This is a genomic window from Pseudopedobacter sp. (genome assembly GCF_040392825.1).
Taxonomy (GTDB): Bacteria; Bacteroidota; Bacteroidia; order Sphingobacteriales; family Sphingobacteriaceae; genus Pseudopedobacter.
Genome location: NZ_JBEBVH010000098.1, coordinates 1 through 13313, shown reverse-complemented (window position 1 = coordinate 13313; position 13313 = coordinate 1). Strand labels below are relative to the sequence as shown.

Genomic DNA, 13313 nt, shown 5'->3' with positions numbered 1-13313 from the left:
TGACCTGCGTACGCAAGGCATTCGACCTGGCTAAGACGCATTATAATCTGGATCTAACCCTCGCCGATGTACCACAGGATGACCCAAAAGTATATGAAATGATCAGCAATGCTGATACCATTGGTGTATTTCAGATAGAAAGCCGGGCCCAGATGTCTATGTTACCCCGCTTGAGACCCAAAGAATTTTACGATCGGGTAGTAGAAGTAGCAATTGGAAGACCTGGCCCTATACAGGGCGATATGGTGCACCCTTATTTATTGAGACGACAAGACCCCAGTCTGATAGAATATCCTTCTGAGGAATTAAAAGAAATTTTAAAAAGGACAAACGGCGTCCCACTTTTTCAGGAACAAGCGATGGAAATTGCTATTGTAGCTGCTGGCTTTACCCCAGCCGAAGCCGATGAGTTGAGACGTAGTATGGCTACTTTCAAATCGCATGGCAAGGTAAGTTTGTTCAGACAGAAACTAGTGGATGGTATGGTCAAAAATAAATATGATAAAGAGTTTGCCTTACGGGTATTCAAACAGATTGAGGGCTTTGGAAGTTATGGCTTTCCCGAAAGTCATGCAGCAAGTTTCGCCCTGCTGGTTTACATCTCTTCATGGATAAAATGCCATTATCCGGATGTTTTTGCAGCAGCTATACTGAACAGCCTTCCCATGGGTTTCTACCAACCCGCACAACTGGTAATTGATGCGCGTAAACACGGCGTAACGGTACGTCCTGTAGACATTAACCATTCTTACTGGGATCATGTTCTGGAAGAGCAGGCTAGTCAATACAAAGCCTTGCGTCTGGGTTTCAGACAGGTAAACGGTTTGACCCTTCAGGATATGGAACACCTGGTTTCGCAACGCAAAAAGCCTTACCGCAATATTACCGAATTACTGGATGCAGGAATTTCTATAGAATGCCTGGAAAAACTGGCCGATGCCGATGCCTTTCGTTCCATCGAACTGGATAGACGGCAGGCGCTATGGGAAATAGCTGCGCTGGGCGATAGTCCTAAAGCTCTTTTTACCGGGCAGCTATCGGAAAGTAAGCTGGAGCCTCAGATTTCCCTGCCACTTATGCAGACCAGCGAACATGTCATACAGGATTATGCCAGTACAACACTGTCGCTAAAAGCACACCCGCTGAGCTTTGTTCGTCAGCAGCTGGATCTTCTGCATGTCAGCCCTACCAAAGACCTGGACCTGATTCCAAACGGCGGACAGGTAAAGGTAGCCGGCATCATACTTATCAGGCAACAACCCGGAACCGCCAAGGGTGTATGTTTTGTTACTATCGAGGATGAGACCGGATTTTCCAATGTGATTGTCTGGGAGAATTTATTCCAGAAATACCGGAAAGAAGTGCTAACTGCCCGGCTGCTAATGGTGGAGGGTAAACTACAGCGCGAAGGACAAGTGGTACATATTGTAGCCAGGCGCTGTTTTGACCTCACTAAACTTCTGCACCAACTTAAAAGAAAAGGCTACGGCGAAGATACTTACAGCCCAAAAGAAGTCTTCCACAAGGGAAGGAACTTTAAGTGACAGGCCTCTATTTTCAAAACATAAACTATCTCATCCCGGAATGATTGCACAGATAAAATACAAAACATTCATCCACTCATTAAATTTTCTTCGCTTAAAGCAGGCTATCATAAATCTGCTTCAGAATCGACTAAAAGCCATATAGCGAGATGATAAAATTATTGTAACCGGGAATATGCTGTACTATAAATTCACATTGTTAATATAGTATAGTTTTCTTTATATTTACTACAAACATTGATGTTCACTTTTGCCCATGAAATTATAAAACCTGGAACAGGATATTCATAAATATAAATCTGCCCGACACCTAAATTATAAATAAAAAACAGACTAGCAACCATGAAGGTTATACTAAGCTTCCTGATTTTCCTTTTACTTGCTGCACCTGCATTTGCGCAATCATCTTACCATATTAAAGGCTATGTAATAGACCCTGCAGAAAACCTGAAGATGGAGAATACCAGCATTGCAATACTTCATGCAAAAGACTCTACACTAGTGACTTTTACAAGAGCTACAGCAGATGGCAGCTTTACCATTAACCAACTAAAAAGCGGGAACCTGATTTTATTGGCTACTTATCCGGGTTATGCCGACTATGTTGAACATTTTAAATTAGATTCGATGAATCCGGGTATAGATTTCGGACTCATTAATATGACATTAAAAGCCAGGTTATTACAGGAGGTAGTTGTAAAAGGCCAGACCGATGCTATCAAAATAAAAGGAGATACGACAGAATATAACGCTGCTGCTTTTGTAATACAGCCTAATGCTAAGGTAGAAGATCTGCTTAAACAATTCCCTGGAATACAGGTTGATAAGGATGGAAAAATAACCGCACAAGGACAAACAGTTACCAAAGTATTGGTAGATGGTGAAGAGTTCTTTGGCGATGACCCAACTCTGGTAACTAAAAACCTGAGAGCCGATATGGTAGATAAAGTACAGTTATATGACAAAAAAAGTGATCAGGCTGCCTTTACAGGAATAGACGACGGCATTAAAGACAAAACACTGAATATTAAGCTAAAAGAAGACAAAAAGAACGGCTATTTTGGTAAAATAGAAGTTGGCGGTGCTACAGATTATAATGAGCAGCAAGCCATGCTGAATGTTTTTTCTGCGAAACAGAAATTTTCTGTATATGCCACCCATAGTAATACGGCGAAGACCGGTCTGAGCTGGCAGGACAATAATCGCTTTAATACAGGTGGTGGCCGGGACGACATCAGCTATAACGGCGAAGGCTTACCAGAAACCAGTTCGGCAGCCGCACACTACGACACCAAATGGAATCAGAATAAACAGTCAATCAATATTAACTATAAGATAGGTTCTATTGATGTCTCAGGATTTAAAAATACACTAAACCAAAACAACCTGCCTATTGGAATTCTTTTCAGTAATACAAACCAAAATTTTAGCAACCGCATGTTTCGCCAGAAACTCGATGCTACCTACAAACTTAAAATAGATTCTACTTCGGATCTTAAAATAAGCGTAGACGGTACATTAAGAAATAATGGTTACCATAATGATGACAAAGCAAGAACTCAATCAGGTGAAAATATCCTGAAGAACAGCAGCACCCGTTTATGGGACGACGATACCGAACAGCAGAACTTCTCTGGCAATATATTCTGGAGCAAAAAGTTAAAGAAGAAAGGACGTACCCTGTCACTTAATATTAATGCATCTTCAAACGACAGCAACAGCGAAGCCTATCTTAATTCCCTGAATGAGTTCTATAATCCCGAACTAAATACAGACGGGAGTAGTATATTGGATAGTGTGGTTAATATAGACCAATTAAAACTCAATAATAGTGACAACAAAATCTTTAATACTAACGCCACTTATACAGAACCTCTGAGCAAACGACTTGCATTGGTTTTCAATTATGGAATAGATATGAACAAAGGAATTTCGGACAGGCAATCTTTTAACAAAGCCCTAAATGGCAGTTATACCGATTTTGATCTGGAATTCAGCAATAACTTCGAGCTAAAGCAATTTACGCATCAAACAGGCGCTATCTTTAACTATAACAAAGAAAAAGTGATACTTAATTTTGGCAGTAAGCTTTCATTTGTAAACTTCGCACAAACGGACTTATATACTGACAGCAATTTCAGTCGTAATTTTATTAATCTGAATCCACAAGTTAATTTCAGTTATAATTTTTCACAGCAAAAGAGACTGAGACTAGATTATAATGGCAGCAACACGCAACCCAGCATTAACCAGATACAACCTGTACGCTCCAATACAGATCCTTTAAACATCTACTTGGGTAATCCGGATTTAAAACCTGCTTTTAATAATCGTTTCAATATAAACTACAATAATTATAAGGTAATGAGTAATAGTTATTTCTATTTAGGTGCCTCTTATAATTTCACCAGTAATGCTATAGTAGATAGCCGTACAACAGATACTGCGGGTGTTAGCCGATATAAATCTGTAAATCTACACGACAAAGCTCCTTCCAATTACTGGCTATACGCTTCGTATTCGCAACAGGTAAAAGCTTTATTGGGAATAAACGTTGGCATAAATCTGCAAACAAACGGGAATACCTATTTCAGTTATATTAATGATGAATTGAATCGTACCATATCCAATAGCTATGTGCCTCAACTGAGTATATCTAAACATGCGGTAAAAAAATATGAGTTCTATGTCAATTTTGGGCCTTCTTACAATACAAGTCAATCTTCATTGCAAAAGGAACTTAATAATAACGGATGGGGCTGGAGTGGCTATGGCAGTATAGGGCTGTATTTACCGGGCAAAATCCGAATAGCCACCAATGCGAATTATACTTATCAACCAAAAACAGTCTCCTTTAACCAGGATTTTGAACAACTGTTACTGAATGCCTCGCTGGATAAAAAATTCACCAAAAAAGAGAATTTGACTTTATCGCTTTCTGGAAGAGATTTACTAAACCAGAATACCGGCTTCAGACGCAGTGCCTATGGAAATGCGATAACACAAACGAGCTATAATACCATTAGACGATATTTTATGCTGTCGGTAATATGGGATTTCAATAAAATGGGTGGAATAAAGACCACGCCTGCCAAAGAGAATTGATTATGAACAGACATCTCTTTAGGAACTATTTTAAATTACAGTCATGAGCAAAAAAACAGTTTATAAAATAATTTCCTGTCTTACCCTAATGGGAAGTATTATCCTGCACACCACTGTTTTTGCACAACAGCGTTTTACCAAACAAGGGGAAATAGAATTTGAAAAAAGGATAAATATGTATGCCTTTATAAAAAAAGCCCTAAGCGGAAATAAGGAACAGGCAGCTTATATGGAACGGTATTTTGAGCAATATAAGACTACACAGCCTCAGTTCAGTACAATGAAGAGTGTATTAAAATTTTCCGGCGCCACAACACTTTTTACACCTGTAAAAGAGACCGAAGTACAGCCTAATAATTTTTTCAATAATATGCCTGGTGTAAACCAGGTTAATACGATACAAACAGATTTAGAAGATAAAACCAGCATTATACAAAAATCTGTTTTTGAAGAGACCTTTCTGATAAAGGACAGTCTTAGAAAAATAAACTGGAAAATAACCGATGAAACCAGGGAAATTGCTGGCTATCCATGCCGGAGAGCTAATGCATTGGTGATGGACTCTATCTATGTGGTTGCTTTCTATACAGACAAAATACCCGTATCTGGCGGCCCGGAGACTTTTACAGGTTTACCAGGAATGATTTTGGGTCTGGCCCTTCCTCATGATCATATCACCTGGTTTGCAACACGGGTTAATGATATGCCTATGGCAAAAAATGTACTTACAGCACCTGCAAAAGGAAAACCTATGAATCAGACAGAATTTATAGCCACCTTACAAACTGCTTTTAAACGATGGGGAGATTATGCTAAACCTTATATGAGATTTTTGTTACTATGACATATAAAGTTCATGGTTCATTAGTCAAAAGGTATTGTCATCATGATAGGCTATTTTTCAGTTTGCGCTTGTTTCCGCCTTGGTCTGACAATCATCCTCAAAGAATTATCTTTGGTAAAATAGGCCACAGACCAATTGTAAAGGGTTTTCATCCTGTTCCTATAATTTAACAAAGACATCAGGTGAATAAAAAGCCAGGCGCACCAGGCAATAAAGCCCTGAAAGTGGATATTCTTAAACGGAATATCTGCTACAGCTTTATTTCTTCCTATAATGGCCATTGTACCTTTATCATGATATTGGAATGGCTTTAACGGTTTATTATGAAGAATATTCATAAAATTCTCCGCCAGATTTTCACCCTGTTGAATAGCTACCTGTGCCAACTGGGGGTGTCCATCAGGATAAGCAGGGTCATCTGTAACCAAACAGGTATCACCAAGCGCATAAATATTATCCATGTCTTTAACCTTGTTAAAACGGTCTACGATCATCCTGTTTCCTCCGCCGTACACTTCTTTCGGAATGCCATCAAAAGACATCGCTCTCACACCGGAAGCCCATATTAAAGTTTCTGCTTCAATAGTTTCGCCGCTACCCAGATAGACTTTAGATTCTTTAAAATCTGTTACACGTGTATTCAACAGAATATTAACCCCTAATTTTTCTAACGAGGACAAAGTATATTTTTGAGATTTCACACTCATAGGCGACAGCAATTCACCGCCTCCATTTACAAGATAAATATTAAACCTGGAACCTTTAAGCTCCGGATACTCCCTCCTGACAGTAGATCTCCTAAGCTCGGCAAGCATGCCCGAGATCTCTACTCCCGTTGGTCCACCACCTGCGATAACAACAGTCAATAATCTTGCCTTCTCTTCCAGATCCTGAGTTATGGTTGCTTTTTCCAATCTTTCCAACAGAATATTGCGCATTAGCAATGCGTCATCCAAAGTCTTCATCGGAATAGCATGCGCTTTTACATTTTCCAGACCAAAATAATTCGTTTCTGTACCTGTGGCAAAAATCAGGTAATCGTATAAGATGTTCCCCGTATCCAGAACGAGTGTATTTTCCTGGGGAATTACACTGATTAACGCTCCCATTCTGAAGCGGATATTCTTATCTCTGAAAAGTTTCCTAAACGGGTACCTGATATTGGAATTTTCTAAAAATCCGGTTGCTACCTGATAAACAAGTGGAGGAAAAAAATTGTAATTGTTTTTATCTACCAGCGTAACATCATAAGATGCATACTTAGATAGTTTTCGAACCAGATTGATCCCTGCAAAACCACCTCCTACTACAACTATCTTTTTGGTACCGTTATTCATAAAGTCAGATTATTTTTTTTCGGGTACTGTTCCAAAAATCATATCCCAGAATGTAGAACTCACTCCAAACCCTTTCTCAGGGTATTTATAATGATGTAAATGGTGGTTTCTCCATAATGCCTTCATGTATTTGGGCGGAGCAAACGCATGAATAGCGTAATGCATAGATACATAAGCAAGGTATCCAATCATAAATCCCGGAAAAAACATAAAAGTATAATGAGGATTGCCCGTAATCAGGATAGATCCGTACCATATAGCCGCAAAAATAACAGATGCTAAAATGATACTGGGTACAGGTGGCATAAAAAGCCTCATTTTATCTCTGGGGTATTCATGATGATTACCATGAAAGATATATACTATGCGTTGGCCCATTTTATTTTTAGGTTCGAAATGAAAAAGGTATCTGTGCGCAAAATATTCAAACAATGTCCACGAAAAAAGAGCTAAAAAGAAAATTCCCAATACCTCACCAATACTAAACCCTAAAGTTGTATGTGAATAATACAACATATACAAACAGGCAGGAATATATAATACATAAATAATCCAGGGCCGGGTTTTAGTTAAACTTTCTAAAAATGGATTCTCAAACAGTCTAGCTTGTCCTTTGTTCTTAATTTGTTCTGGCTGCATAACTAAGAGTATATTCGAAAAATAATAAACAATAGAAAACCAAAATGGTTGTCAACTTTTTGAAATATGCGAATATACTTATTTTGCAAATAGATTATCACTTTTTACACCTATCCCACGCATTAATCTTAGAACATTCCTGGTCGATATTTTTTTGCGTTCTACCAAACAATGTAATCTGTAAGCATTTTTTTCTGATGTTTCAAAATCTCCCGTTTGATTGTATACATGAATAGAAATTAATAAAAACAATTTCTCAAAATAATGTACCTTCTTTAACTCGGCTATAACCAGACCTTCTTCCAGGTAAATATTGGCTTGCTCCAGATTGCCTTTTAATATATTTTGTATAGACATCAATAAACAAAGCATTAAATAGAAAAATGAATGAAAGTGATCCCCTATACTATTCTTTACCAGGGTAATATGTCTGGTTAAACGTTTTACAAGTTCCATATCCTGATTAAGGTGTACAAAGGCTGATACGATGAGCAGATACAGGGATAAACCAGAGCGCCTTTTAAAAATATGAGGATGTTTGCTGTAAATTTTATCAGTCGCTTTTATAAAAGCGTCGTTTCTTCCACAAAAAAGTGTAACAACACAATAACAAAAATAAGACAATATAGCTTTAGTATTAAGCTCTCCTGCTTCAGTATGTTCCAAAAGAATTTCATCATCTAGAAAATATGGAGTCTTCTCTATATAATCGGCATTTCCGGTAATAAACTCTAATATTAGCTCCAGGGCTTCTATCTGCTTCCGGCAAAAAACATCGTCAGGATTAGCCAGCTTTCTCAATTCATTAATAACATCTTTTAGCTTTTCTATTTTAAGTTCAAAAAAATAGATATAACCCAGCAAGACATAATACACAAATTTTTGTTCGTAAAGCTGCGAGGTCTTAGCTAAACTTTTGAGTGTACTTTTATAATAAAAATCTGTAAAATCGAAATTCAGGAGCTGTTTAAAAAAGGTTTCATGCACTTCTGCATGGTTAAAATTTGAGTAATAAAACTGCTTATCTTTACCCCTGCTTTCCAGCATTTCTGCTATAAAAAAAAGAAAGTATTTTTTCTCGGCAATCGGAAGATCGTGTTGTATCAGTTTAATCAATGCTTCCGACTGATCATTAATAATCACATATCGAACAGTCCATTGGAGAAGTTTTAAGGCAAGAGGAGAATTTTCATAATTTGCATCGATATATTGCAGATATGCTCCACCAACCTGCCTTTGGTGCTTATCTATGGTTTCTATAAATAAAAAATACTCAAATACATGAGGCTGCTGAAATCTTATAATTTCGATAGGAAGCACACCCCCATAATGTTTTTCCTCTACCAGCACACCATGTAAAAGCAATTCCTGATAGGCGTCCTTAAAAGTTACAATATCATTTAACAGCGCTGCTTTTTCTACCGCATTTCCTTTTTGAATACTCGTTGCCAAGCATATAAACTTTTTTAGTAATAATATTTTTTCCGTATAGTGTTCCGAAAGGTTCACCTTCAGATGTACATATTTTGAAATAAGTTCATAATAAGTTAAATCTGTAAAATAGGCTTCATCCTTATCACTTTCTAAAAGCTCATAATAAAACCTAAGGTAAAATGGAGTCCTCAGTTGAATTTTAGTTTTGGGATTAATTCTGCTTACATCGATGGGAAAATTACCAATTACCAAATCTATTTCTCTATCTGTTAAAGGCGGAATATTGGTAAACTCTTCTCCCGAGCTATAATTACCGGCATACCATTTAGATTTGGCATAAGCAGAATGTCTGATCTTTTCATAGAAACTCAACCATTCTATATTGCGCATACTGAGAACCACTTTGAACCAATTATGCCTGGAATTAGAAAAGATAAAATCTGCTAAAGAATTAATCAACTTGTTGGAATTATCTTTATTTAACGTAACATCGCTCAGACCATCTACAATTAAGACTAACTTTCGTTGCATAGGTTCAATATATTCATTGAAGAATTTGACCAGACCTTCGGGTACAATATGTTTCAACTGATTATCTAACCATAATTCAATATTATAGTCATATCCTTCCAAATCCAAAAGCATATGCGGGTTAATGAACAGAAGTAAATCGTCTTTGAACTCTGCATATTCGCCAAAAAAAGATTCTTCGACCAAATGTGCCAGCATAATGGATTTTCCATATCCGGCCTGTGCAACATAAGAACAAAACACATAATCTTTTTTATAGAAGTAATTAAACTCTCTTTCGAGAAATTCCCGCTTTACCGTGTAATCATACCTGATGGTACTCTTTCCCTTAATATTGTTAAGCGTTTTTAAACTTATTGCTTTTGTTTCGGCCTGCAAGAGCTCGATTCTTTTTTCCGTTTTAAAAATTTCTACCTCACCAAAATAAGACTCTTCCGAAACATAATCATGTAATGATGTTATAGTATACTTCGAGAAATTGTGCGTTGTTTTGGCGAAACCAAAAAGCCTTTTGATAGTAGTCTCGCTTACATTTCTGCTAACCGCCTTACTGATTAACAAAGCTATCTTCTTACAGTCTGCAGGTGTTGGTACTGATATAGAAGACTTTTCGAGTATTTGTTTCTTTAATAAAAATAAATCTTTATCCATTTTGAAAATAGCAAAAAACCAAAAAGAAAACATTTTTAACCTTTTAAATAAGTTTATTCACAAATTTATTCATGAACAATACTTAAAAAACCCATTCTTAGTGGGCAAAAACCTGCAATACACCTTATCCGTTTTATACCTTTTAAAGACAATAAAGGTTACATTAACCATAATAAAATTTAATATTGAACAGAATGAATAAAATGAACAAGAAGAGAAAAAAAATTGAACAGAATGAATTCGGCTTTTTTAAAAAACGGTTGTTAGAATTGAAAAATAAATTTCAAAAAACAACCGCTTATGGAACTATTATTTACTAATAAGAAACCATACTGCCTCATCTCTAAATTCTACCAAGCTTTGCTGGTTGTGGCCGTATTACTGGTTTCTTTATCAAAAACTTATGCACAGCAACCCCGGCAAAGAGTTTATGCCAATACGGTTGAAAAGAGTGCAGATCAAATCTTAGTTTTAATCAGATCTGGATATGTAGAGAATGAACTTCGGTCTGTAAACGGAGATATACAGAGCTATGCGACTTTAAACTCTACAGTCGTAGGTTTGAATCTGGGTCTGGTAACTGTAAAACTGGGAGGCGAAGCCTGGGTAAACTTAAAGTTTACAGGTGCCGATAAACCGGCTGCAGGAACTCCGGTTACTGTAAAACTTGGTCTGGGCGGAAATGTCTTATCTGTTTTAAGTGGATTGACCGTTCAGGCGACAAATGGTGGGACCAATGTCGGAAGTGCACAGAACATTCCACCTCAACTAGTTAATGTACTGGGTGGAGAACAGCAAATAGAATTTACGGTTACCCCCAGCGCAGCTTACGACGGAATACGGGTAAAACTGGGCGTACCTGAAAATACGCTATTGTCTATTGGTGCACTGGCTTCAGTAAAAGTTTATCATGCATACTTTACCAAAGCTGCAAATAACATGGTGTGTGAAACTCCCATAGATTTTCTTTATGGAAATACCGGAATTATTGCCGGTTCTTTAAATGCAGTAGAAAACGCCGAAAGAGCAGTAGACAGAAACGAAAGCACATCGGCTTTATTAAGAGCCAACGTAGGCGTTTTAAATCAAACTTACCTGACAGCAATATTTCCTTCGTTAAGCAAAACGGGAGATTCTATCAGGCTTGTTCTTAGAAATCAAAACACGGGCCTACTGGATTTAAATCTCTTATCTCAAAATCTTAAAATAAGAACATACAATGGCAGTAACCTGGCAGAAGATCTTGCCCTTAACACTGCTTTACTCAGATTAAGATTGTTAGGCGGCTCTGGTAACACACAGATTTTAACATATCCTACTTCAGCCATCTTTAACCGAATACAAATTTCTATTGGCGATGGTGTTGCCATGGCTTTAGGAGGTCTATATATTCATGAGATAGGGAGGATTGCCCCTAAACCTGTTATTCAGTCTCCCGGATTAATAAACGGATCGATAACAGCATGTTTAGGTGCACCTGTTAATTTAGCTATCGTACCGGTTGAATCCGGATCTACCTACAGATGGTTTGATTCTAATGGAACAGAAGTAACGACAGGCCTAAGTAATAATGGGGCAAATTTCAGTCCTTCAGGATTAGGGACAGGCTCACATGTTTATTATGTAGCGCTGTATAGAAATGGTTGTTCTGATCCTGCATCAGAAAGATCTGCAGTTACTATTGTTGTAACAGAAGGAGCTACCGCCGCCGATATCAGTGCAGACAATACTCAGGTATGTATTGGACAACCTGCTACATTAAATGCGCCAGCCTTAGCCTCCGGTGCAACAATAACTAATCCTGTTTTTAAATGGTATTTCGACGAAAACAGAACGTTAGAAATCACAAACGGGGCCATTAATAACGGGGCCACACATACCATAAATGCGGATGGTTCTTTAACCATTACCGGATTAACGGGTACCAGAAATTATTATATCAGCGTTAGTGGAACAGGAACCTGCGAAAATGCTCCCGGTTCATTGAAAGCTGTAACGGCTACAATAATCAATATTCCGCAACCTACAATTGATTTAGCCGGGACACAAACTATTGGAACCGGAGGTGCTATCACATTCATCGCAACCGCAACAGGTGCGACCTCTTACCAGTGGTATCAGGATGGAAACCTTATTTCGGGAGCTACTGGCTCTACTTATACAATTAACAATGCTTCCTCTACCAATGCAGGTCTTTACACGGTGATAGCTTACGGATTAAGCGGTTGTAGTTCTATAGCTAGTACAGCTGTAAACCTGCAGGTTGGGGGATTTGGCAGTACAAAAATTGTTGAAGGTCTAAACGCAAACGGAAAAATAGACGCCGGTTCGGAATTGACTTACAAAATCACTATTACGAATACAGGATCAACTACTTTAAACCCGGTAGCTATAGAAGATGCATTACCAGCAGGAACATCTTTTGTGAGTGCTGATAACGGTGGTGTTAATGATAACGGAACCGTTAAATGGGATAATCTTTCGGTAGCTCCCAACAGCAGCTTAACCGTTTCTTTAGTAGTTAAAGTAGCTAACGATATCACAGCTATTAATACCATCGAAAATATTGCTACGGTGAACATACCTGGTCAACCCACGCAAAACCCCAAAACGCAACCTATAGAAACCGAAAAAGTAAGCGACTTCACAACTGCAAAAACGGTTAACGGTTTAAATGGAAACAATAGAATTGATGCTGCCTCGGTTTTAACCTATAGTATTTCGGTTACAAATACTGGAAATACCCAACTGAACAATATCTCTATTACAGATCCTATTCAGGCAGGTACAAGCTATGTAGCCAATAGCGCAGATAACGGCGGAACAGAAGATAACGGAGCAATCAAATGGTCTGTTAATCTTAATGTTGGAGAAACAAAAACTGTTTCCTTTCAGGTGCTGGTTAGCAATGATTTAACCAATTTCCCATCTATCGGAAACATTGCAACTATTACCGACGGTAATGGTAATACAAAAGAAGCTAAGGTTGATCCTATTCCGACCGAACAGATTAGAAGTTTCATTTCCACAAAAACCGACAATCTGGCAACAGGAACCAGATTGAAACCTGGGGACGAAGTTACCTATAGTATCAATGTGACTAATAACGGTAACATTACATTAAACAATATTTCTATAATAGACCCTATACCCGCTGGTACCACTTACATTGCTGCTACTGCAAGTGATAATGCGGTATTTTCTTCCAATACACTGGAATGGAATGTT

The 13313-nt window shown here is 37.9% G+C and carries 7 protein-coding genes; 4 read left to right on the top strand and 3 right to left on the bottom strand.

The window, feature by feature from the left end; genetic code table 11:
* The 3 genes from ABWO41_RS08775 to ABWO41_RS08765 all read left to right on the top strand — a co-directional run.
* A partial coding sequence (locus ABWO41_RS08775; protein WP_353136576.1) for a helix-hairpin-helix domain-containing protein occupies positions 1–1544 on the top strand: 1544 nt, incomplete at its 5' end.
* Positions 1545–1886: 342 nt separating this feature from the next.
* On the top strand, positions 1887–4649 hold the full coding sequence (locus ABWO41_RS08770) for an outer membrane beta-barrel family protein (RefSeq protein WP_353136573.1): 2763 nt from the start codon (positions 1887–1889) through the stop codon (positions 4647–4649).
* 43 nt (positions 4650–4692) lie between these two features.
* On the top strand, positions 4693–5493 hold the full coding sequence (locus tag ABWO41_RS08765; protein WP_353136570.1) for a GLPGLI family protein: 801 nt from the start codon (positions 4693–4695) through the stop codon (positions 5491–5493).
* 50 nt (positions 5494–5543) lie between these two features.
* Here the strand turns inward: ABWO41_RS08765 and ABWO41_RS08760 are convergent, their stop codons facing one another.
* The 3 genes from ABWO41_RS08760 to ABWO41_RS08750 form a co-directional block, all read right to left on the bottom strand.
* Positions 5544–6830: an NAD(P)/FAD-dependent oxidoreductase gene (locus ABWO41_RS08760; protein ID WP_353136567.1), complete on the bottom strand. Its 1287-nt coding sequence runs from the start codon at positions 6828–6830 to the stop codon at positions 5544–5546.
* A 9-nt stretch (positions 6831–6839) separates the two neighbouring features.
* Positions 6840–7469 (bottom strand): sterol desaturase family protein, encoded by a 630-nt coding sequence (locus ABWO41_RS08755; protein ID WP_353136564.1) that lies wholly within the window; start codon positions 7467–7469, stop codon positions 6840–6842.
* 78 nt (positions 7470–7547) lie between these two features.
* Complete coding sequence (locus tag ABWO41_RS08750) at positions 7548–10118, bottom strand: NACHT domain-containing protein (protein WP_353136561.1); 2571 nt, start codon at positions 10116–10118, stop codon at positions 7548–7550.
* 267 nt (positions 10119–10385) lie between these two features.
* On the opposite strand from ABWO41_RS08750, the gene ABWO41_RS08745 reads away from it, so the two are divergent.
* Positions 10386–13313, top strand: a 2928-nt coding sequence (locus ABWO41_RS08745) for a CLIPPER-2 domain-containing protein (RefSeq protein ID WP_353136558.1), incomplete at its 3' end; no start/stop codon positions are given.